We start from the raw sequence: 22,609 nt of genomic DNA on the forward strand, positions 1-22,609 counted from the left end.
TCAAATATCCTTACTGCTTTACGACTTTAACCTGGTAGCGGGCGCTTTCCAGCTCCACAGTAAGTATGTACACGCCCGTTTGCAGTTTGTCGTACAGGGGCAGTTGTATTTCGTTTTGCCCCGCCTGCACTTCCGCCGCCTTGCTGTATACCTGCACTCCCGTAATGCCATGCAGGCGCACGACTGCTTTGCCTCTGCCGGCAGCCATCAGGTACACTTTTGAAGTATAGTTGAGCGGGTTTGGCGCTACGCGTACAAAAGGCGGGCGCAGGGCTGCAGCTTTTACGGCTATGGTCTTGCTGTAAGTATAGGTGCCGTCCAGATCTACCTGCTTCAGGCGATAGTAGCGTACGCGGCTGTTACCGTAGTAAGTATGGCTGTAAGTATAGTCCGTGGACAGGGCGCTGCTGGTCACCTTACTGTTTATCGTTACTATCTTTCTAAAGCTGCTCTCCTGGTCAGGCGCCATCTCCACATCAAAGTATGCATTGTTTTTTTCAGAGGCCGTTGTCCAGCTAAGCAGGGTGGCGCCGTTGCTTTGCTCAGCTGTAAAAGTGGTTAGTTCAACCGGGTAAGTACTTGTAGAGCCCAGCACCGCCAGGTTTTGGATCTCGCCTGTAGAGGTATGCACAATATTGCCGCTATGCTCTCCTGATGCGGCAGGCAGATACCTTACGTAAATAGTGGTTTCAGCGAGGCTGCCATCCTGTTCATTGGTTAGCGCAATTGTTACTTTATCGGCAAAGCTGCTTCCGTCTGTGCTTGTTGCTACCTGGAAGTTAGCCGGCGCTGTGATAGTAATGCCCTCCGTAAGGTTTACGCCCGATACCGTGTAGGCCTGCGCCACCGACGCGGTGCCTGCAGCAGTATTAAAATTTTGCAGGGCAGCAGTAATCGTAATAGCCGGTAACCCTGCCGGCTCTCCAACCAGTTCAATATCATCTATCCTGAATTGAAGCGCGCCCACGTCCAGGTTTCTGAAACGCAGCATCAGGTTAGAAACTGCAGGAATCTCTTCTCCCGGCTTAGCTGACAGGGTTTTATACTCCCAGTTGGTAGACGTCTTATCTAAAGATGGCAAAACAAGCGTTTTCCAGTTGGCCCCATCGTCAGCGCTGTACTCTATCGTAAGCTCAGCCCCGGCAGACGCATCCTGTGTTTTCTTGATTCCGAAAGACAGACTTAAGTTTGTATAATTAAGCGTACTGATACCTGCAATTTTAAATTCGGTTCCAGGCAGTATCTGTACATAAGATGCCCCTGAGGCTCCTGCATAATACGCGGGGGACGATGGAGACACATTTGAGATTGAGGGGCCATAACCTGCCGGATCGCCGATTTTTATACCGGTCATCGTCAGATCTATGTTTGAAAAGTAGTTATATAGCTCATGCTCTTCAACAGTAGGCGATGTGACTGTTCCCATGGTTTCCTTAAAGATGGTGCTTTGCCCGAACCCCGGCACCACAAATACGGCCATAAGTATACACTGCAGGAGCAGCGGCCGAAATACCCATCTTTTAAGTAGTAAGCTGTAGCGTTTTGCCATAAACTTTATTTAACCAAAGCGTAACCTTCTGGCAGGTACGACTAAGATAGTTAAATAGGTATAATAAATTATAATTTATTATACTTTCGGAATAAGAATATATGTATTCTCCTCAACAGCCAGCCCGCGAGACGAAGGTTGCTTATGATAAGGTTTAACTTTGCAGGAGCATTGTACCGGGCTGCCGGATATGATGGGCGTAATTTATACTAAGTAAAAGGCATAAATATCAAGTTATTAGCTGCAAGACTTTATTCTTGCTTATGCTTGGCAGTCAGCATTTTATACTTTGCAATCAGCTTCTATACCTGGCGATAAGTTGCTTAAAAGGTATCGCTTATGTTGTGCCGTTATCAATCAAAAGGATAAAATAATTCTGAAAGGCAACAAGGCGGATGTTTAAAAGCAATACTTGTTTTTTACCTTATGCCGGGTAGTATAAAATACTGGAGAAGAGAATAGGTAAGGGAAGCCCGTCTTTAGCTCTTACGCGCTACAGGGTAGGGTCGATCGATGTTGGGCTGCACGTATAATTGCTGTGTGTCCAGGTTTAAAGCTACGAGGTTGCCAAAAGAGGCATTTCTATAGTATACACAACCGGCATCCAGGTTCAGGCGGGCATCGCGGTGGCAAACGTTTTTTTTGATGCTGTGCAAGGCAGTAGGTGTATGGCCATGCAGCAGGCGCTTGTTATTAATTTTTCCCCAGGCCACCTTATAATCGCGGATATTCAGCATGGCCTTTTTATTCTGAAAAATATCGGCCTGCGTGAAGTCGAAGCTTGCGTGCACCAGAAAATAATCGGGCAATTCGAAATAGTAGGGGAGCTGCTTCAGAAAACTTTTATACTTTTTGGGTAAGTCTTCAAACGATTCAATGCCAAAGCTCTGCAACACCAGTTTTTTCTCGGTAGCGGTCAGCGACAATGCCTTTTCGCCTTTTTTAGCAGCTTTCAGCAGCATCTGATCGTGGTTGCCACGCAGGCAGCGTACCTGATGGTGCTGCTGTAAATCAAGTATAAAATCGATTACGCCCTTGCTGTCCGGCCCTTTGTTTACCAGGTCACCGAGTATGTACAATTCATCCGTTTTCTGCAAACCAAGCTGCTGCACCAGTGCTTTAAGGGTGCGGATGCAGCCATGAATGTCGGTCAAAGCGTAGCGGGCCATCGGGTTTATAGTTGATTTTAGCAGTTGTCAGCGTTGTGATCGATGCAACATATAAAAATAGCACCTGCTCTGGCAGGTGCTATTTTTATCATATCAGCTTCTATACGTTAGTTATACTTCCCGTTGTCGAGTTCGGGCTTGTCTAAGTTGCGGTTCGGATCTTCAACTTTCACGTTTGCAGACGGCTTATCCGGCCCGTCGGTATATTTCTTTTTCAGCTCTTCGTGCTCCGCGCCTGTCTGGCTGGGATCAACAGTTTTTACGCCTGCTTTGCTTTGTCCTCTGCCGGATGGGTTTCCCTCATTCTCCGAACTGCCTTGTGTGTGCTTGTATGATGGCATAATTTCCTCCTTCTTTAAATAAAACATTTGCTGAGGCAGTCTTTATCAAGTATAAAACTGCCTTAGATTAAAATTGCGCTTATCAGGTGCCGCGCCCTTCAGATTCGGTACGCATGTTGTCTGGCGGTGGTGTGCCGTCATCAGCATAGTCGTTTACGCCTGTGGCCGAAGGTCCTTCCGAAGCCGTATCGCTGCCGAAGCCTTGCTTGCCGTCGCGGTTGCCAAAGCCGCCGCGCTGGTGTTCGTTCTTTGGCGGGTCAGCACCGGGGATGATGTGCCCCATACGCATTTCCTGCTCGCTGGTATCGTCTTCTATCACCCTTACAGGGCGGTCTTCAGGCGACTGCCCCTGCAGTGCGCCTTTTTTATCCTGGTTTTTATCTTCAGCCATAGCTTTTATCTGGTTTAATTCACGGCACCTGCAACAAGTGCCTATAGTATGGTTTTACTTGTTTTCCGCAGTTTGGGTTCAGTGTCGTCGCTATGAACCTATCTGCGAACCACCATTTATGTGTATTACCTGCCCCGTAATATAGGAAGCATCTTCCGAAGCCAGGAAGACATAGGCCGGTGCTACTTCAGAGGGCTGGCCCGGGCGCTTCATCGGCGTATCCTGACCAAATTTACTTACCTTGTCGGCATCAAAAGAAGCCGGGATGAGCGGCGTCCAGATCGGGCCCGGCGCTACGCCATTTACACGGATATTCTTTTCTGCCAGATTACTGGACAGCGAACGGGTAAAGGCGGTGATGGCTCCTTTGGTAGAAGCATAGTCCATCAGGTGCTCGCTACCGCGGTAAGAGGTTATGGAAGTGGTGTTAATAATACAACTGCCCTCCTGTAAGTGCTCCAGTGCTGCTTTCGTTACATAAAACATCCCGAAGATATTTGTCTGGAAGGTGCGCTGCAGCTGCTCTTTTGTGATGTCTTTCAAATCCTGCTGCTCGTGCTGCTCGGCGGCATTATTCACCAGTATGTCCAGCTTGCCCAGTTCCTTCACCGCACGTTGCACCGCCTGGCGGCAGAAGTCCTCGTCGCCTACATCTCCGGCTATGATAATACATTTCCGCCCTTCTTTTTCCACCATTTTTTTGGTGTCCTGTGCGTCTTTGTTCTCATTCAGGTATACAATGGCCACATCAGCGCCTTCGCGCGCAAAATGTACTGCCACAGAACGGCCTATTCCACTGTCGCCGCCAGTTATCAGGGCAGCCCTACCTTTCAGTTTATCACTGCCCTTGTAGCTTTTCCGGATTACTTCCGGCTCCGGGTTCATTTTATATTGATCGCCCGGCTGGTTCTTTTGCTCCTGCGCAGGCAAAGATTCTGGTTTGTTTTCCATGGGTTTTGTAGCTTTATAGTACATGGCTGTCTTTTAAAGACAGCCTTATCTCATACGCTGGGTCAGGCACCTGGTTTTATAGTTTAGCGCATTGATTACGTATAACATACCCAAAAACACAAACGCTATGTGGCAGGAAAAAGACAATAAGTTAAAGCGCAGCCTTACGTTCAAGGATTTTAAGCAGGCCATGGCTTTTATAAACAAGGTGGCTGATGTGGCCGAAGCGATGGATCACCACCCGTGGTGGAGCAATGTATACAACAAAGTAACGATAGAACTCACCACGCACGATGCCGGCAATACCGTAACAGCGAAAGACCGGCAGCTGGCCAAGCGCATAGATGAAATCTACGATGAAGTTACGAGTTCCGGGTTCTGAGTTACGAGTCATTTTCCCCTTCGCCCGGAACTCAATCCAGAACTCATTTTATCGTATCTTTGTGACTTATGCAGGAGCAGGAAAAAACGAACTTATACTTAGTGCCGACGCCTATCGGCAACCTCGAGGACATTACGCTGCGCGCGATCAGGATACTGAAAGAAGTGGATGTGATTCTGGCTGAGGATACGCGCACCAGCGGCAAACTGCTGCACCACCTGGGCATAGAAAAGCGCATGCACAGCCACCACCTTCACAACGAGCACAAAGCAACCGGCCATTTGGTTGACCGCTTAAAGGCCGGAGAAGTAATGGCGCTGATTTCGGATGCAGGCACGCCGGGCATCTCTGATCCGGGCTTTTACCTGGTGCGCGAGTGCCTGAAAAACGGCATTAAAGTTGAGTGCCTTCCGGGGCCAACAGCTTTTGTGCCGGCACTGGTAAAATCGGGCTTCAGCACCGATAGGTTTACGTTTGAGGGATTTCTGCCGGTAAAAAAAGGCCGCCAGACACGCCTGCAAAGCCTGGCAGCAGAGGAGCGCACTATGATTTTTTATGAATCGCCGCACCGCCTGCTTAAAACATTAACACAGTTTAAGGAATATTTTGGTGGTGAGCGCGAAGCCTCTGTTTCACGTGAAATTTCTAAAATGTTTGAAGAAACCATTAACGGTACATTAGATGAGCTTGTCCATATCTTCACAACCAAAGCAATCAAAGGCGAATTCGTCCTTGTCGTACAGGGCAGCAAATAACCGGTTTATACTGCTGCTGCTGGCGCTGGCAACGGGCGTTATACTCTGGATGGGCTGGCCCGTAAAGCCGCTGGCCTTTTTCCTGTTTTTCGGTTTTGTGCCGCTGCTCTACATGGAGCATTACATTGTGGAGCGCCACCAGCACAAATCGCCAGGCTTTACTTTCTTTAAGTATGGCTACCTGGCCATGTTTTTCTGGAACCTGTTTACCACCTGGTGGGTAATGTACTCCACGGTGCCGGGCGGTATAGCCGCAGTGGTGTTTAACGCGCTGTTTATGTGTTCCCCGCTCATGGCTTTCTATTTCACCAAGAAGTACCTGGGGCGCACCATCGGCTACATTTCCTTTATTATTTATTGGGTGGCTTTCGAGCAGTTTCACCTCACCTGGGACTTATCCTGGCCGTGGCTGACGCTGGGCAATGGTTTTGCTACGCTCAACCAATGGGTGCAATGGTATGAGTATACCGGGTTTCTGGGCGGCTCGGTGTGGGTGCTGCTTGTAAATGTGCTCCTTTTCCGGGCCTTTGTGCATTACCCGCAGCGCATCCAATGGGAAAAAACCATACTGCCGGCCATACTTGTATTGGTGCCCATCGCCATCTCTTATGCCATACTTGCCGGGTACGAGGAGCAGGGGCAGAACGTGGAAGTAGTGGTGGTGCAGCCCAACATCGATCCTTACCACGAGAAATATGCCAGCCACGAAAATTTTATACCGAATGAGCAGCAGATGGCGCGGCTTATCAGCCTGTCAGAGCAAAAGATAACGCCGGACACCAAGTTTGTGGTATGGCCGGAAACTTCGCTGCGCATCGACGAAGGCTACTGGGAAGAACGCCTGGATTCTTATCCTTCCATTCAGCAGTTAAAAGCTTTCCTGCAACGTCATCCGGGCCTGGAGTTGGTGGCCGGTATTGATACGTATACTTTCTACGGCGATAACCAAGATGCCAGCCCCACGGCGCGCCACCTGGAAGGCTTTGGCTATTATGATTCATTTAATGCCGGCATGCACATCAATACCGCCGGAGAAATAGATTTGTACCACAAATCGAAGCTGGTGCCCGGCGTGGAAAAGCTGCCTTATCCAGGCTTCTTCAAATTTCTGGGTCCGCTGGCTATAGACTTGGGTGGCACTGTGGGCAGCGTGGGCAGTCAGGATACGCGCGATGTGTTCTTTTACAAACCGCAGCCGAGTATGGGCGCCGCGCCCGTTATCTGCTACGAATCTATCTATGGTGATTATGTGTCGGAGTATGTGCGCAAGGGCGCTACAATGATTTTTGTGTTTACCAACGATGGTTGGTGGAGCGATTCGCCGGGGTATAAACAGCACCTGCAGTATGCCACCCTGCGCGCCATCGAAACGCGCCGCAGCATTGCCCGCTCTGCCAATACCGGTATCTCTGCCTTCATCAACCAGAAAGGCGAGATTGTGCAGCGTTCTGACTGGTGGGTGCAGGCAGCTTTGCGTGGCACCATCAAATCGAATCAGCAAATGACTTTTTACACCCGCACCGGCGAATACATCGGGCATACAGCACTATGGGCGGCGCTGGCGCTTTTTGTTGTAGCAGTAGTGCTGGCGTTTGTCCACAGGGGATCTCCGGCTAAAAACAGTAACTAAATAAAGGGACACAAGTATCAGGACACCAGGCATATTATGGCTTGTTTAAAAGTATAAGTTTGATGTTTAGAGACCTGCTATACCTAACAGAAGTTTTTATACCTGTTAAATTTGTCCGTACATAAAAAACAGCGTTTGCCGCCGCTTTTGCGTAGGTATAACCCCGTAACCAAGTATAACCAACTATGAACCTGCAACAGCTTTCCCAGAACCTGAACATACTTACCCGCAATGTGGGCGCTTTTATCCGGCACGAATCCGAGAACTTTGATCGCTCTAAAATTGAAATGAAGGGCTTTAACGACTTGGTATCTTATGTGGACAAGCAGGCAGAGGAGAAGCTCGTGGAAGGGCTGAAAACACTGCTGCCGGAGGCTGGCTTTGTTACGGAGGAAGGCACCGAAACTACCAAAGGCGAGCGCTTTAACTGGATAATCGACCCGCTGGACGGCACCACTAACTTTACCCACGGCCTGCCTGTTTACTGCGTGAGCGTAGGCCTGACGGACGGCGATGAGGTAGTGGTGGGTACCGTATACGATCCGAACCGCGACGAGTGCTTTTCGGCGTATAAAGGCGGCGGCGCCTTCTGTAACGACAATCCCATTCATGTATCGGAAGTACCAGCGCTGAAAGGCGGCCTGATCGCCACAGGCTTCCCGTACTACGACTTTGGCCTGATGCAGCAGTACCTGGAGGTAATGAGCGCTTTCATGCAAAAATCGCATGGGGTGCGCCGGCTGGGTTCTGCCGCTTTAGATCTGGTATATGTGGCCTGCGGACGCGTAGAGGGCTTTTTTGAATATAACCTGAATGCCTGGGATGTAGCTGCGGGTGTGCTTATTGTAAAGGAAGCGGGCGGCCATGTGTCTAAATTTACCGAGGGTGGCGATTATGTTTTTGGCAGAGAGGTAGTGGCCAGCAACGGGCAGATCCATGCAGAGATGCTGGAAACAATTGCAGCGCACTGGAAAGAGCCTTTTCAGTAAACTTTTTATACTTTCACGCAGTTGTAATGTTATGGTACAGCAAATTATCATTCTCCTCGTTTTTATAGCAGCGTTAGCCTATATCGGCCGCATGCTCTACCGCAACTTTACGGTGAAAGGTGGTTGTGCCAGCGGCTGCAGCGGCTGCTCCGCCATCGACTTTAAAAAAATTCAGAAAGATCTGGAAAAGAAGCGCATGCAGGTAAACGGTTAAAAAGCCGCCAGCATACGTGCGATGAAACGTTGTTGTAGCTGTTCGCATATACGTACCTCTTCCCGTTTTTACAGGCAAAGTTCTCTTGCTTTTCGTATCCTGCCGCTGTTTTTGCGTATAACTTATGCAGCTGTATCAGTGGCCGGAATAATTCCGCTTTTATTACCCCTTTGTCTTCCTTAAACTTTATTCCGGGCTGGGCTACAACGCTAACTAATGAACGTTTAACGGCAGGCGCCATGGAAATTAATCCGTTAACATCCCTGCTGCAACGGCATAAGGTTAATGCTGCTTTATACTTAAAATTGAAAACAGTACCTTAAAAAATAAGCTATGCAAGATAAAGTTGAAGAAAGATCGCTCGTAAACGTCCTAAACCGCCTGCACAAAGACGGCTATAAATGTGATTTTAAAGTCTCCGGCGAAGGTACCCTTTGCACCATGGAAGACGATGAAACATTTACACCCGACCAGGTGCGCATTGTAGATCACTACCGTTTTGAGGGTGAAAGCAATCCCGACGACATGTCCATCCTGTATGCGATTGAGACAGCTTCAGGCCGGAAAGGCACTATTTCTAACTCCTATGGCCCTTACGCAGATGCGAAAGTCGATGAATTTCTGAAGAAGGTAGAAGACCTCGGTAAGAACCTCGACAAGAAAGACAAGTAAACAGAAAAGGCCGGTGCGACACCGGCCTTTTCTGTTTAACGGCTTGTACGTAAAGCGAGTAAGGCGTAGCCGAAGTGTGGCTGATGTACCTTGTTGCAAGCTGTTTATTTTTTTGCGGCAACGACTATTCCTGTCGCCCACACCTGCTTTGTCAAAATCAAGTCCTCTCTTGCTTCTAAATATTCAATAAGGTTGATTGCCTTTTCATGATGTCCTTCTGGCCAGTTCGGTTGCGGCAGCATATCATCAATAATATATAGCCCTCCTCTGTTCAACATAGATAATGCTTCATCTAAAAGAAGATATTTTCCATGCCATGTGTCAGCAAAAATGAAGTCGAACTTTTGATGCTTGTTACTTTTAATCCATTCGCCACCATCTGTATCAATCAGTTCCAGCCGCTTATCATTCCCAAGAAACCTCCTTGCAATTTCCAGGAACTTAGCTTCATTGTCTATTGAAACCAGTGTGGAGCCATTATCCATTCCGTCCAGAATCCATGCTGTTGATAGCCCTGTTCCTGTTCCGAGTTCAAGAAATTTGCTTGATGGTTTAGAGCCAGCAAGCGTCCGAAGCAAAGAGCATGTTAACACATCTGAGGCCATTGTAAAACCTGATACTTTGGTCGCTTCACCAACAGCGATGTAAGACTCCGGGAACTGCTGGTTTATTTCTTCTTTCATTATTTATTAGCTTATAATAGCTTACAACTATTTGCTATCTCTGGGCTGTTGCCCATCCTTACTGTTAGCTGCCACGGCCTGCAGTTCTTCACTTAGTTTATCGCCTCCTTTTATAGCAAAATCCAGGGTGCGGATAGGGAATGGAATAAGTATCTTCTTGTCGTCGAAGGCTTTCTTGATGCGGATAATAGCGTCGCTTTTAGCGATTACGTAATCTCCCTGGCGCTTGTAATTTATCCAAAACCTGGCTTTAAAATTAATTGAACTGTCCCCGAAAGCATCAAACATCACTTCTATGTCTTTTGCTTTTACACGGTTTTTTACATCCGCCAACGCGTCTATTACCACCTGCTGCACCTGTTCTAAATCTTCGGCATACGAAACGCCTACTTCCAGGTCTATCCGCCTGGTACCCTGTGCCGAGAAGTTGGTGAGCGGGTTCTCGAATACCATCTTGTTCGGCAACAACACCAGTTCGCCTGTTGTCTGCCGGATGTCGATGGTGCGCAGGGTGATTTTTTCGATCCTGCCGAAGTAGTCATTGGTTTCAATTGTATCGCCTACCTTAAAGGGCTTCTGCACGGCAATAATAATTCCTGAAATAAAGTTAGCCGCAATATCCTGAAAGGCAAAGCCCAGGGCCAGGCCAATAATACCGACACCGGCCAGCAGCGAGAGTACCACTTTGTCAAGTTGCAGCACGCTCAGCATAAAGAAAAAGCCGACAATCAATACAGCAATGTATATCAGGGTAGTAAACAGGTTAACCAGAGCAGCGCTATGCGAGAAACGACTGAATACCCGATCCATCGTGTTCCGGACAAACCGGGCTACTACAAAGGTGATGATCAGCACCAGCAGCGCCACAAAAATATTAGGCAGCATGATGAAAAGGTGCTTGCCCCACGACTGAATCTTCTCCAGCAGTAGCTCCAGCGCATTATTGATATCTGTCATAAATTATAAATTTGCATCAAGCAAGGTTTACATTAACTATGCCCACACTTTGGACCCTTCGGTGCAATTGCGGCACATCTCGATTTCTGAGCGTCCACGCAGCAGGCTCTGCCGGAACCGGTTATACTTTGCCCCGCGCCATACCTGTGTAAAGCTTTGCTGTGTCAGGTCGCCCTGGCGGTATTCGGCATCCTTGTCGAAGCAGCAGGGCACCACCAGCCCATCCCAGGTTATTACGCAGGAATGCCACATTTTCCAGCAGTGGTTTAGCAGTTTATTTTTTATACTATAGCTGCCGTCGCCGTTGTGCCGGTACCTTGCGTAATAATCGATGGTGGGGATAAGGGGAGAGCCCTGGGCATAATCATAAATCTGTGCCGTTTTAAAGACCACCTCATCTACGCCCAGTTCCTGAGCCAGCTTCTTTACGTCTTCCAGCTCGTGCTCGTTTGGCCGCACTACCAAAAACTGAAACATAATATGCGGGGTTTTCGACTGCAGCTTTTTTTTCCACTTTACCACGTTGCGCGTTCCTTCCAGCACTTTCTCCAGTTTACCACCTATACGGTAGGCCGCATAGGTCTCTTGGGTAGTGCCATCTATAGATACGATCAAACGGTCCAGGCCGGATTCTACGGTGCGGCGCGCCATATCGTCATCCAGGAAATGGGCGTTGGTAGAGGTGGCAGTATAAATGCCTTTGGCTGATGCATACTTTACCAGCTCCAGGAAATTTTTGTGCAGGTATGGCTCGCCCTGAAAGTAGAAGATAAGGTATAGCAGACGGCTGTGCAGCTGATCTATGGTTTGTTTAAACAGCTCGTCGGGCAACATGCCGGTGGGGCGGGTAAAGGATCGAAGGCCGCTGGGGCACTCGGGGCAACGCAGGTTACAGGAGGTAGTGGGCTCCAGCGAAATGCTGATGGGCTGCCCCCAGTGCCTTGCCTTGCCTGTAATTTTGGAAAACAGGTAACTGCCTGCTACCTGCAGGGCATTGAGCGCACGCAGCGGCGTTAGCTTTGAGATAAAGTTAATCCCGTCGGTCAGGTGCGGCATCATGTAAGAAAAAGCAAAGCGGCAAAAGAAGTATTCTCCTTAAAATAAAGGTGGGGCAAACCCGGCGGCCTGCCCCACAAGTTATACTTTCCGGCCCGGAAGCCAAAAATATATTGCTAATACCTGAAAAGTGCTTTTACGTTGGCTCCGTCGCCCACTTCGGCCATGCCATCATAGCTGCTCACAAATACCTTGCCCCCCTGCGACAGCGTTTTAATCGCTGCCAGGTTGATGAGGTCGTCATCGCCGCGCTGGTATTCGTCATGAACCTCGGCCACGGCACTAACGCTGTTGTAAGTACCCCACACCGGCGCGCCGGGTGCAATAAACAAGGTATCCACGCGGCCATGTACTGCCTCTGCGGCAACCGTGGCAATGTCTTCGGAGGTAGAGCCGGTACCCGCCACGTTCTGATAACGGTCCAGCGACTCTACATGACTCTGCTGCATCAATGGCTTCACCAGGGCCAAGGCCTTGTCGTGTATGGCCTGCAGGTTGTTTAATTCTGTATTCTCGTCTACCGGCACATTCTGCGGCACAATATTTTTATACTTGCTGTACTTACGGAAAATAGCGCAGTAATGATCTACGCCGGCCAGCACGAGTGGCTCGTGGGCGTCGTGCAGAATCTCCTGCAGGCCATTGTCCAGATCATTCAGAAATTCGCGCACACGTGCATGTTCAAAATCGCCTTTGGTAGATCCTGCAGGGTTACCAAGTATGTTTACCCCATTCACTGTCGTTCTGCTGGTGTTAAAATCCTGGTCCTTGCCTCTTACATCAAACTTTAGGGCCTCATCTATCGATGCAGGCGCAAAAGAGCTGATGTCAATGGCCCGCATTCTCTCCAGCGTGGCCTCATAAAAGGCAACGTGGTCACGGTTGAGGCTAAGTATAAAGAAACGCCCGTTCTGGCTCAGAATCGGCAGCATCGGCGTGAAATAAAACTGATCCAGCACATACACCTCATCTGGCATAGTTACAGGCAGGGTATAGTGGGCAGAGAAGCCTTTGGTAATAAAAACCGCGAGTCCTTCGGCCTGGTGGCGCCAGAAGTTGTTGTCGTTCAGCAATTCCTCCGCCGGCTTCAGGTATTCTTCTATTTCTGTTTCCGGCACATCATGGCGTTCCAGCAGCGTTCTCGCTTCCCGGACTTTATTCTTGAACAGGATATGATCCTGGCCGTTAAGTGTTTCTTTACCTGCGCGGTGTGTGGGGATGTAGATAGAAATGCACAGGGCATTTTGCGTATTGTTCTGCACATTGACGAGCTTTTCAATGTCTTTTTTGTTGATTAATGCCATAAGTTTGTGGGTTAAAAGTAGCAATACAATACCCTGGAAATTCAGTTTTTGTACCTTGGCAAATATCCAGGGGTATAGGATTTAAGTACGCAGCAAAATGGCAACGGTTATTTTGCTGCCGCCGAAAGTGCCAGAAGCGATGCTATGGGAGTTGCCGCTGCATTGGCAGATTTATACTTGTTGCCATACTTAGCGATCAGCGCTGCCAGTTGTGTCTTGTACTTGTTTAACTACCTGCCGTTGCAACCGCTATTTTATACTTACTGCTACTCCATTAAAAACAACTCCCGCTCTCTTTTTCAGGGGAGCGGGAGAGAAGCCTGAAGTATGGCAAAGAATGTTTTAACCGAACAGGCTGGTGAATACTTCTTCTAAGCGGCCAAAAGCATGTATGTTGATGGAGAACCTGCTCAGGTCTACGCCTTTCTTGTTATACTTTGAAATATAAATATCTTTAAAGCCTAGTTTTTCTGCTTCCGTGATGCGGTTCTCAACGCGGTTTACAGCCCGTACTTCGCCTCCCAGGCCAACTTCTGCAGCAAAACAGGCTGTGGACGGGATCGGCATTTCTTCGAACGAGGAAAGTATAGAAGCGCATACCGCCAAATCCAGTGCCGGATCTTCTACTTTCAGGCCGCCGGCAATATTCAGGAACACGTCCTGTGTGCCTAACCTATAGCCGCCGCGTTTTTCCAGCACGGCCAGCAGCATGTTCAGGCGCTTGCCATCGAAGCCGGTGCTGGTGCGCTGCGGCGTGCCATAAGTGGCAGGGCTTACGAGGCTCTGTACTTCTATCAGCAGCGGGCGGTTGCCCTCCAGCGTGCCACCGATGGCAATGCCGCTAAACGAATCTTCGCGTTGCGAAATCAGGATCTCCGAGGGGTTGCTTACCTCGCGCAGGCCGGAGCCCAGCATCTCGTAAATGCCCAGTTCTGAAGTGGAGCCAAAGCGGTTTTTGGTGGTGCGCAGAATGCGATACGTCATGTGGCGATCGCCCTCAAACTGCAGCACCGTATCCACCATGTGCTCCAGAATTTTGGGACCAGCCAGGTTGCCGTCTTTGGTGATGTGGCCGATCAGGAATACGGGTGTGCCGCTTTCTTTGGCAAACTTCAGCAACTCAGCCGTGCACTCGCGCACCTGGCTCACGCTGCCCGCACCCGCCTCAATAAAAGAAGAATGCAGCGTCTGGATAGAATCAATGACCAGCACCTGCGGGCGCAGCTGCTCAATCTGTTTAAAAATGTTCTGGGTACCGGTTTCGGTAAGTATAAAGCAGTCCGAGGTTTGGGCGACAAGGCGCTCGGCACGCATTTTTATCTGCTGCTCGCTTTCTTCGCCGCTCACGTACAACACGCACAGGCTCGTCAGGCTTAGGGCAATCTGCAGCATCAGCGTAGATTTGCCGATGCCGGGCTCTCCGCCAATCAGCACCATAGACCCGGGCACAATGCCGCCACCGAGTACGCGGTTCAGTTCCTGGTCCTGTGTAATAATGCGCTGCTGCTCCTGGTAACTGATGTCGGCTATGGGTTTCGGTTTGCCGGAAACCTGCGCGGAACTGCTGCCTACTTTCCAGGCGGTAGTGGGCGTGAGTTCTTCGCGCTGCACCACTTCTTCTACATAGGTATTCCATTCGCCGCAGGCCGGGCATTTGCCAATCCACTTGGCTGACTGGGCGCCGCAGTTCTGGCAGAAATAGGATGTTTTTATCTTGGCCATTAAGGTCGTTGTTCGTGTTTGGTTATTCGTTTTTCGGGAGCCTTTAAGTATGAGCTGTGATACTTCCCGAAGTAGCTGGCACAGCTAATCAGAACAAAATTGAGGGAAATAAAGCTCCTTTTTATACTGCTGAGCCTGCTTTTATACTTCCAGAAAGCAAACCCGGCAGGTTTTAAAACCTGCCGGGTTTATACTTGTCCGCATTATACCTGCACGGGCTCTGGTTCCTGCCTGAAGTATACTTTAAAAGTGGTACCCTGGCCCAGTTCACTTTCCACCTCAATGCGGCCGCCGTTGTTTTCGATAATGCGCTTCACAATGTATAGGCCGATGCCGGTGCCCTCTACGTGGGTGTGCAGGCGCCTGAACATGCTGAACAGTTTGTGCTGCTGCTCCTTTTTTATACCCAATCCGTTGTCCGCCACCTCCAGCACCACAAACTCGCCCTGGCGGTAGGTGCTGATGTTTACCTCCGGCCGCCGCTCCAAAGCTTTATACTTGATTCCGTTGGAAACCAGGTTGTAGATGATGCTGCGCAGGTTTTTGCGCGTATACAGGATGCTATCTACCTGAAAATTGGTCGTGATAGTAGCGTCAGACTCCAGCACCAGCCGTTGTATATCGCTGGTTATATCCTGCAGCACCTTCTCAAAATAAATCGGCTCCACTTCCGCCTGCAGGTCTTTCTGCACCTTTGTAATCTCGGTCAGGTCGGCTATCGTTTGCTTCAGCTTGTTGATAGAGTCGCTGACCATGTCCAGGATCTTATTGTCTGCCTGGTTCAGCTTACCATCCAGTACATCGCGCAGTAGTGCCGTAAGGCCTTCCATGTTGGCAATCGGCGATTTGAGATCGTGGGATGCCGTGTATACAAAGCTGTCCAGGTCGTTGTTGATGCGCTGCAGTTCGCTGTTTTTTTCGCTTAGTTCATCGTTTGCTTCCAGCATCCGCTTGCGGGCCGCTACCAGTTCGGTAACTTCCACCGCAAATACCAGCACGGCCTCTACTTCTCCGCTCGTGTCCAGCAGGGGTTGGTATACCAGGTTAAAGTAGGCATCTCTGCGTCCACCGCTGTTCAGGCAGTCGATAGTGGTAGGCACTTCTTTGCCTACAAATGGCTCGCCGGTTTTAAATACATGCTCCAGCTTGCTGAAAAAGCCCTCGCCTTCCGACGGGGAATGTGCTTCGAATATGGTTTTGCCTACCAGCGGGCGGTTGCCGTAAAGCTGGCGATAAAGCGGGCTGGCAAGCGCATACTGGTAATCGGGCGCACGCACCAGCCCCACCAGCGCCGGCACCTCCAGGAACAGTTTCTGCAGCAGTTCGGCATTTTGCTTTACCTTACGCTCGGCTTCTTTTATTTCCGTAATGTCAATAATAGAGCCGATGTGGCCTAAAAACTCCCCGTTCACGCCAAAGCGCGGCATGGCCGTGTTGATGGCCCAGCGTATTTCACCATCATGGCGGCGCATGCGCATCTCCATCTTAAAGGCTTCTGCATGCTCCGCTGCCTTTCTGAACGTCTCGGCATAAGCGGCTTCTTCTTCCTTTACCACTACCTGCCGCCAGCCCATACTTATACTTTGTGCAAAAGTCTGCCCGGTAAAGTTTGTCCACTGCTTATTCACGTACACGCACTTACCGCTGGCATCGCCTACCCAAATCATTACCGGCGCATTGTCGGCCATTGTTCTGAAGCGGGCTTCGCTTTCGATAATAGCCTGCTGGGCTCTTTTTTCGTCCGTAATATCCCGCACCTCTATAATGGTATACGCCGGCACACCGTTTTCTATGATAGGACGGGTCGCGCAGGTTACGTTGAAAAAGGTACCGTCTTTGCGGATAAACATATCTTCGTGTGCCCGCATGCTGTTGTTGGTGGGCAGGGCTCTGTCGATCGGGCATTCTTCCAGTGGGTACGGCGTTCCGTCAGGGCGGTGATGGTGGATCATCTGGTGCAGCGGCCGGGCCTGCATCTCCTTAAAAGTAAAGCCCGTCATTTCTTCGGCAGCCGGATTCATAAAGGTACAGTAGCCATTGGCGTTCATGATAAACAATCCGGCGGTTGCATTGTCGGTGATAGTTTGCTTCAGGCGGTTAGAGCGCCGCGTGTTCGACAGCGACCAGATGATGAAAAACATCAGGAAGCTGATGATGCTGCCCCCCCAAAGTATAAAATACGGAAGATCGGCATCGGCCGTGCGCACAAAGCTTTCTTTGCCGGTGATAAAAATGCGCCAGGTATGATTGCCGATGGAAAGAGTGCTGCGGTTATGAAACTTGCTCCCGCCATGCTTGTTAAAGTGAAACGTCGAGTCGGTGTTGTACAGCAGGGATTCTCTGCTCAGCGTGTTGCCGTCGAATATTTCAATGTCCAGGTCCTGGTAATCGTCTCCCAGCACTGAGTTCATGAGGTCGTGTACCCGGAAGGGGCTGTATACAAACCCTTTAATCAGGCGCTGCCGGTCCTGCATCGATTTCGGATCAGCGTTATCCTTGTATATGGGCAGGTAAATCAGAAATCCGGGCTGCTCATTTTTGCCGTTTTCCTGCACCAGCCGTACTTTGCCCGACATGGCCGGCTGTTTGGTGTCGCGTGCAATACGCATGGCTGACTGGCGCACGGGTTCGCTGAACATATCATAGCCGAAAGCCCGCCTGTTACGACTGCCAAAAGGCTCCAGGTAAATAATAGAGGAATATATATTGCGCTTGCCCTCCGGGTATACTTTAAAATCAGGGAAGCCTTCGTTCCGGATCTGCTGCTCAAAGCGCGCTAGCTCGTCTGGGTATATTATGTGCGTATACCCAAAGCCCTGTATGCCAGGATAATTTTCCTCCAGATGGAGGGTTTCGTAGTACGTATGCCAATCGGAGCGCGTTACCGTATCAGAAGCAATAAAGAGCGCCTTGGCACCAATCAGAATCTGTATATAATCTTTCACCCTTGTCTGGATAGACTCAGAAGCCTGGCTGGCACGTATCTCGAATAGTTTGGCGCCACGCTCCTCTGCCTTTTTCTTCGTTTCATCGTAAATAAAAAGCGTCAGCAGAAATATCAGCAGGAAAGAAGAAATGGCGATAAAGTAATCTTTTGTAAAAGCAGCCGGCTTGGCAAAATTCATATGCTACAGGTTATGGCTTGGCAACTTATTATACAGCAAATCCGCTACAAACACAATTACTTACGGCTTGGCGGAGCTTGCTGCTTCAACCCCAAATATAGTAAAAAAACAAGTCCGTGCGCTAAGTATAAACGCTGTGCCGGGCAAGTAATTACGCTGTCTGCCTCTGGCCGGCGCTGCGGCTTAGGCTCAAACAAAGCAGCTTTACCTCTTATTTACTAAATATAAGTGTACAACGGCATAAAAGCAGCTGAAAGTATGAAAAACATGCAGCAATGGTTCGATGCGTATGGCCAGAGCCACCAGAACCACACCAACAAGCTTATTCACTGGATTTGCGTTCCGCTTATTTTCTTCAGTATCGTGGGGCTGCTGGCCAGCATTCCGAGCGATGTACTGAAAGCCCTTTTCCCACCGGCAATGCAGCCATACATCCATTTCGGCACTGTGGTCCTGGTGCTGGGCCTGCTGTTTTACCTGCGGCTATCGTTTACTATGTTTTTGGGTATGGCGCTGGTGTGTGCCGTGGTGCTCTGGGCCGTGCATGCTTTAGATGCCGCTACCGGCACTCCGCTGTGGCTGATTTGCCTTGTAATATTTGTGCTGGCCTGGGCCGGGCAGTTTTACGGGCATAAGGTAGAGGGCAAAAAACCATCCTTTTTCAACGACCTGCAGTTCCTGCTGATAGGGCCTGCCTGGCTGCTTGGTTTTATTTACCGGAAATTGGGGATACCGTATTAACTTTGCAGCCACAACCCTTGCCTTATGCTGGAAATAATCAGAAGCATGTTAATTGGATTTTTTGCGATAGCCGTGCTGTTGCCCGTGGTTCGCTATGCCTTGCGCAGGCTGTCGCCTGCACGGCAGCTTACAGTGCTGGATGCCAGTGAGCTGAAGTATATCCAGAGACAGGAATGGAAACTGACGGTGGCTTACTTCTTTTTTGCCGCCGTGCTGTCGGTTTTTGCTGCCGGTGTACTGGCCATGCTTTCCAGCATCCTGTATGCCTCCGGCCAGAGGGATATTTACGTTCTCACGCCTAATTTCCAGGCGCTCTTTGCACCGGGGCTGCTGCTGGGGCTTACGCTGGCTGTACTCCCGCTGCGCGCTGCGCAAAGCAGCCTGCTGGGCCACGACTATAATTTGTACCAGACCTACATGCAGCAACAGGAAGGGCACAATTCCAGCCGCTCCTATCGTATTCTCTTTCTGGTGATGCTGGTGATAGCGGCCTTGGGTGCCTGGTACGCCATGCGCTGGCATGTCACCATCACAAAGCAGGAAATCAGTGTAAGCAGCTTCTTGCAGCAGGATCACACTTATTCCATGCAGGATATCAGCAGCATTCAGTCGCTGGGGCGGGAGGGAGCGTATCTGATCAGCTTTAATGATGCTCGTATCATCAATACGGCCTACCTCAAACCTGTGCAGCCCGAAACAATAGCCTTGCTCTCGCAGTACTCGGGCAAACGGGTGATACACTAAGACTGCAAGTATAAACGTGCGTGATCCTGAAGTATAGTTCTGCTTTTACTGTTATGCCGGTTACCTGAAACAAGCTCCTAAGAGCCGACAAATCCTGGAAGCACGATACTGCATACGTTCATAGCGTCTTTACCGGATTTCGCGTAAGTTCTGAGTGGCTGAAGAGGTATAACGCTACGTATGGGCTCCAAACCCGAAAAAATATTTTTGTAGCTTTGCCACAGACACGTATTTCTGTTATAACCATTAGATAAAAAGATATGCAAGTTCGCGTAGAGAAAGACACCATGGGCCCCGTAGAGGTGCCTGCAGACAAATACTGGGGCGCACAGACGCAACGCTCCAAAGATAATTTTACCATAGGCGGCCAGCTAATGCCGAAGGAAATAATCGAAGCCTTTGCTATACTTAAAAAAGCTGCTGCGCAGGCCAATGCCGAGCTGGGTGTGCTGCCGCAGGACAAAGCCGATATGATTTCTGAAGTAGCCGATGAGATCCTGGCAGGCAAGCTAAGCGATCAGTTTCCGCTGGTCGTATGGCAGACGGGCTCGGGCACACAATCGAACATGAACGTGAACGAGGTGATCGCCAACCGCGCACACGTACTGCTGGGAGGTGATTTAATGGATGAGAAAAAGAAAATCCATCCAAATGACGACGTAAACAAGTCGCAGTCTTCGAACGATACGTTTCCGACGGCCATGCACATTGCCGCTTACAAAAAAGTGGTGGAACATACGTTGCCAATGGTGCAGAAGCTGCGCGACACGCTGCACAGCAAGTCGGAGCAGTTTATGGATGTGGTAAAAATTGGCCGCACGCACCTGATGGACGCCACACCGCTGACACTGGGGCAGGAGCTTTCGGGCTATGTAGCGCAGCTGGATTATGGTATGAAAGCGCTCCGCAACACGCTGGCACACCTGAGCACACTGGCACTCGGCGGTTCGGCGGTAGGCACGGGCCTGAACACGCCCGAAGGTTATGCCGAATTGGTGGCCAAAAAAATATCACAGTATGCAGGCCAGGAGTTCATCACGGCGCCAAACAAGTTTGAGGCGCTGGCCGCCCACGATGCTATTGTAGAAACCTCGGGCGCACTGAAGCAACTGGCTGTAAGCCTGATGAAGATTGCCAATGATATCCGTTTGCTGGCTTCCGGCCCGCGCTCCGGCATCAGCGAGATTAAGATTCCGGAAAATGAGCCGGGCTCTTCCATCATGCCGGGCAAAGTAAACCCTACACAGGCCGAAGCCATGACGATGGTGTGTGCCCAGGTAATCGGCAACGATGTGGCCATTTCGGTGGGCGGCATGAACGGCCATTTTGAGCTGAATGTGTTTAAACCGGTGATGATTTACAACCTGCTGATGAGCGCCCAGCTTATCGGCGACGCCTGCGACTCCTTTGACAAGCACTGCGCCGTAGGCATTGAGCCAAATACAGAGAAGATCAAGGAGAACCTGGAGAACTCGCTGATGCTGGTGACAGCGCTTAACACCCACATCGGCTACGACAACGCCGCCAAAATTGCAAAGAAAGCCCACAAAGAAGGTACGACGCTACGCAAAGCCGCCATTGAACTTGGCCTGCTCACCTCGGAGCAGTATGACGAGTGGGTGAAACCGGAAGACATGATCGGCAGTTTGAAAAAATAAGACGTTAGATTTTAGACGCTAGACACAGGACTTTTATACTTGTTCATACTTGTAGCGGCGCAAAATATTGCGTCTTAGTAGCTAAACAAAAAAGCAGCTCCGTTTGGAGCTGCTTTTTTGTTTTTATCTGCCTGTAGCCTGATAAACTACTTATTATACCCGTTAAAATGCCCGCGCAGTACGATGAATGAAAGTCCCAGTACGTTTAAAGTGGTGGTGCCCAGCAATGCCACCAGTATGGCATCATGTAAGCCCAGCTGCCACTTTGCATTAAGCACCAGAATCAATAAAACAACCAGCAGCCATATAGACACTATCACAGCCGTCCAGATAGCAAGCCATTTCCTGTCTCTGGTATCGGAGGAATACCTGTCTGCTTCCAGCGCTTTCTGGACCTTCTGTGCTTCCAGTTCGTCCGAATCAATATCAATATCTTTATTTTTAGACCTCGATGTATGTTGTATTACATCCAGTAAGTTCTTGGCAGCCATTTAAATATTCATAGACGAAAAATACTCAGCTATATACTCGTTTGGTATCGGATGGCTCCAGTCAAACCCTTTCTGTTTTGTCGTTTTATCCCAGGGACCGCCTTCAATATGAGACCAGTCGGACAACCTGGACGCAGAAAAAGGAGCATACTTCTCAATAACCCTGTTCAGAACTTCTGTCAGCTCCTGATCTTCTCTGATCTCCTTAAACTCTTCTGAAGACAAAGGCAAAATGTTGGTATAATCTACTTCTTTTCTGGTTCTGGGAAACACCGGGCCATAGGGCCATGCTTTGGGCATCTCTACCGTAATCGGATGGTTGTATTTGGAGAGGTAATAGCCATACACAATATACAACAACTTCTGCACCTTCGTTACATTCAGGACTATCCTTTTCTCATATGCCAGCGCCATCATATATTTGGCAAGTAGCACGCTATCATATACTTTCATATCAGATAAATTTACACAAAGGTATTACAATAGAACGAATAGATAAAAATATTGATTCAAACGAATCTGGTTTAACTTATACTTGTGCGGCCGGCATTTTGCCAGGCAGCACCCTTGCCGCAGAAACAGCCATGGCGCTGAATCAAACCCTTTGGCGCCGTTGTTTGTTTATGTTACTACACGTATAATCAAGCCAAAACATAAGTATAAATATGAAAGTAGCAAAAGATCCATCAGAATACAACGTGCTCACATCAGAAGAAGCACGCATTATCGTAAACAAAGGCACCGAATATCCCGGAACGGGTGAGTACAACAACCACAAGGCCGAAGGCGTGTACCTGTGCAAACGCTGCAACAACCCGCTTTATACCTCGGAGTATAAATTTGAGTCGCACTGCGGCTGGCCGAGCTTTGACGATGAGATAACGGGCGCCGTAAAGCGCGTGCCGGATGCCGACGGCCGCCGCACCGAAATTGTTTGTGCCAACTGCGGCGCGCACCTGGGCCACCTGTTTGAGGGCGAGTACCAGACGCCCAAGAATGTGCGGCATTGTGTTAATTCCCTGTCGATGAATTTCGTGCCGGTAGAAGATCTGGACTAGGATTTGTAGGATTCATAGATTTTAAGA

General features: G+C 49.5%; 23 protein-coding genes. 10 read left to right on the forward strand and 13 right to left on the reverse strand.

Features of this window, described 5'->3' with window-relative positions:
• Window positions 1-10: 10 nt before the first annotated feature.
• The 5 genes from I2I11_RS07085 to I2I11_RS07105 form a co-directional block, all read right to left on the reverse strand.
• Window positions 11-1,480 carry a T9SS type A sorting domain-containing protein gene (locus I2I11_RS07085; protein ID WP_196266986.1) on the reverse strand — a complete coding sequence of 490 codons (1,470 nt, stop codon included), beginning with the start codon at window positions 1,478-1,480 and terminating at the stop codon, window positions 11-13.
• A gap of 548 nt (window positions 1,481-2,028) precedes the next feature.
• Window positions 2,029-2,718 carry a metallophosphoesterase family protein gene (locus I2I11_RS07090; RefSeq protein ID WP_196266987.1) on the reverse strand — a complete coding sequence of 230 codons (690 nt, stop codon included), beginning with the start codon at window positions 2,716-2,718 and terminating at the stop codon, window positions 2,029-2,031.
• Between the two features lie 107 nt (window positions 2,719-2,825).
• Window positions 2,826-3,059 carry a hypothetical protein gene (locus I2I11_RS07095; RefSeq protein ID WP_196266988.1) on the reverse strand — a complete coding sequence of 78 codons (234 nt, stop codon included), beginning with the start codon at window positions 3,057-3,059 and terminating at the stop codon, window positions 2,826-2,828.
• Between the two features lie 82 nt (window positions 3,060-3,141).
• The gene (locus I2I11_RS07100; RefSeq protein WP_196266989.1) at window positions 3,142-3,450 is read right to left on the reverse strand and encodes a hypothetical protein; all 309 of its coding nucleotides are present in this window, start codon (window positions 3,448-3,450) and stop codon (window positions 3,142-3,144) included.
• Between the two features lie 90 nt (window positions 3,451-3,540).
• Complete coding sequence (locus I2I11_RS07105; RefSeq protein ID WP_196266990.1) at window positions 3,541-4,401, reverse strand: SDR family oxidoreductase; 861 nt, start codon at window positions 4,399-4,401, stop codon at window positions 3,541-3,543.
• 127 nt (window positions 4,402-4,528) lie between these two features.
• On the opposite strand from I2I11_RS07105, the gene I2I11_RS07110 reads away from it, so the two are divergent.
• The 6 genes from I2I11_RS07110 to I2I11_RS07135 all read left to right on the forward strand — a co-directional run bounded on the left by I2I11_RS07110 (window position 4,529) and on the right by I2I11_RS07135 (window position 9,043).
• On the forward strand, window positions 4,529-4,783 hold the full coding sequence (locus I2I11_RS07110) for a 4a-hydroxytetrahydrobiopterin dehydratase (protein ID WP_196266991.1): 255 nt from the start codon (window positions 4,529-4,531) through the stop codon (window positions 4,781-4,783).
• Between the two features lie 68 nt (window positions 4,784-4,851).
• The gene (gene rsmI, locus I2I11_RS07115; protein WP_196266992.1) at window positions 4,852-5,538 is read left to right on the forward strand and encodes a 16S rRNA (cytidine(1402)-2'-O)-methyltransferase; all 687 of its coding nucleotides are present in this window, start codon (window positions 4,852-4,854) and stop codon (window positions 5,536-5,538) included.
• Entirely contained in the window at window positions 5,465-7,168 is a 1,704-nt protein-coding gene (gene lnt, locus I2I11_RS07120; protein WP_230679952.1) for an apolipoprotein N-acyltransferase, read from the forward strand. Before rsmI ends, lnt begins: the two co-directional genes overlap by 74 nt.
• A 185-nt stretch (window positions 7,169-7,353) precedes the next feature.
• Window positions 7,354-8,157 carry an inositol monophosphatase family protein gene (locus I2I11_RS07125; RefSeq protein WP_196266993.1) on the forward strand — a complete coding sequence of 268 codons (804 nt, stop codon included), beginning with the start codon at window positions 7,354-7,356 and terminating at the stop codon, window positions 8,155-8,157.
• Window positions 8,158-8,188: 31 nt separating this feature from the next.
• Window positions 8,189-8,371, forward strand: a complete 183-nt coding sequence (locus I2I11_RS07130) for a FeoB-associated Cys-rich membrane protein (RefSeq protein ID WP_196266994.1) — start codon at window positions 8,189-8,191, stop codon at window positions 8,369-8,371.
• A 333-nt stretch (window positions 8,372-8,704) separates the two neighbouring features.
• Window positions 8,705-9,043 carry a hypothetical protein gene (locus I2I11_RS07135; RefSeq protein WP_196266995.1) on the forward strand — a complete coding sequence of 113 codons (339 nt, stop codon included), beginning with the start codon at window positions 8,705-8,707 and terminating at the stop codon, window positions 9,041-9,043.
• 104 nt (window positions 9,044-9,147) lie between these two features.
• On the opposite strand, the gene I2I11_RS07140 is transcribed toward I2I11_RS07135, so the two are convergent.
• The 6 genes from I2I11_RS07140 to I2I11_RS07165 all read right to left on the reverse strand — a co-directional run bounded on the left by I2I11_RS07140 (window position 9,148) and on the right by I2I11_RS07165 (window position 17,890).
• Entirely contained in the window at window positions 9,148-9,726 is a 579-nt protein-coding gene (locus I2I11_RS07140; protein WP_196266996.1) for an O-methyltransferase, read from the reverse strand.
• A 27-nt stretch (window positions 9,727-9,753) separates the two neighbouring features.
• On the reverse strand, window positions 9,754-10,683 hold the full coding sequence (locus I2I11_RS07145) for a mechanosensitive ion channel family protein (protein WP_196266997.1): 930 nt from the start codon (window positions 10,681-10,683) through the stop codon (window positions 9,754-9,756).
• Window positions 10,684-10,719: 36 nt separating this feature from the next.
• The gene (locus tag I2I11_RS07150) at window positions 10,720-11,742 is read right to left on the reverse strand and encodes a radical SAM protein (protein ID WP_196266998.1); all 1,023 of its coding nucleotides are present in this window, start codon (window positions 11,740-11,742) and stop codon (window positions 10,720-10,722) included.
• 113 nt (window positions 11,743-11,855) lie between these two features.
• Window positions 11,856-13,043 (reverse strand): baeRF3 domain-containing protein, encoded by a 1,188-nt coding sequence (locus I2I11_RS07155; RefSeq protein ID WP_196266999.1) that lies wholly within the window; start codon window positions 13,041-13,043, stop codon window positions 11,856-11,858.
• A 342-nt stretch (window positions 13,044-13,385) separates the two neighbouring features.
• Window positions 13,386-14,765, reverse strand: coding sequence for a DNA repair protein RadA (gene radA, locus I2I11_RS07160; protein WP_196267000.1), 1,380 nt, complete (start codon window positions 14,763-14,765; stop codon window positions 13,386-13,388).
• 203 nt (window positions 14,766-14,968) lie between these two features.
• The gene (locus tag I2I11_RS07165; RefSeq protein WP_196267001.1) at window positions 14,969-17,890 is read right to left on the reverse strand and encodes a CHASE domain-containing protein; all 2,922 of its coding nucleotides are present in this window, start codon (window positions 17,888-17,890) and stop codon (window positions 14,969-14,971) included.
• Window positions 17,891-18,148: 258 nt separating this feature from the next.
• Between I2I11_RS07165 and I2I11_RS07170 the strand changes: the two genes are divergently transcribed.
• From I2I11_RS07170 to fumC, 3 genes are all read left to right on the forward strand, one after another.
• On the forward strand, window positions 18,149-18,631 hold the full coding sequence (locus tag I2I11_RS07170) for an Mpo1 family 2-hydroxy fatty acid dioxygenase (protein WP_196267002.1): 483 nt from the start codon (window positions 18,149-18,151) through the stop codon (window positions 18,629-18,631).
• A gap of 45 nt (window positions 18,632-18,676) precedes the next feature.
• Entirely contained in the window at window positions 18,677-19,375 is a 699-nt protein-coding gene (locus I2I11_RS07175) for a hypothetical protein (RefSeq protein ID WP_230679953.1), read from the forward strand.
• A gap of 260 nt (window positions 19,376-19,635) precedes the next feature.
• Entirely contained in the window at window positions 19,636-21,033 is a 1,398-nt protein-coding gene (fumC, locus tag I2I11_RS07180; protein WP_196267004.1) for a class II fumarate hydratase, read from the forward strand.
• 146 nt (window positions 21,034-21,179) lie between these two features.
• Here fumC and I2I11_RS07185 read toward each other — a convergent pair whose 3' ends face one another.
• Both I2I11_RS07185 and I2I11_RS07190 read right to left on the reverse strand, forming a co-directional pair.
• A complete protein-coding gene (locus I2I11_RS07185; RefSeq protein WP_196267005.1) occupies window positions 21,180-21,524 on the reverse strand; it encodes a hypothetical protein in 345 nt (114 codons plus the stop codon).
• Window positions 21,525-21,977 (reverse strand): Panacea domain-containing protein, encoded by a 453-nt coding sequence (locus I2I11_RS07190; protein WP_196267006.1) that lies wholly within the window; start codon window positions 21,975-21,977, stop codon window positions 21,525-21,527.
• 212 nt (window positions 21,978-22,189) lie between these two features.
• Here I2I11_RS07190 and I2I11_RS07195 point away from each other — a divergent pair, with 212 nt between their 5' ends.
• Entirely contained in the window at window positions 22,190-22,582 is a 393-nt protein-coding gene (locus tag I2I11_RS07195) for a methionine-R-sulfoxide reductase (protein ID WP_196267007.1), read from the forward strand.
• Window positions 22,583-22,609 lie beyond the last annotated feature (27 nt).

The organism is Pontibacter rufus (genome assembly GCF_015694705.1).
Lineage (GTDB): Bacteria > Bacteroidota > Bacteroidia > Cytophagales > Hymenobacteraceae > Pontibacter > Pontibacter rufus.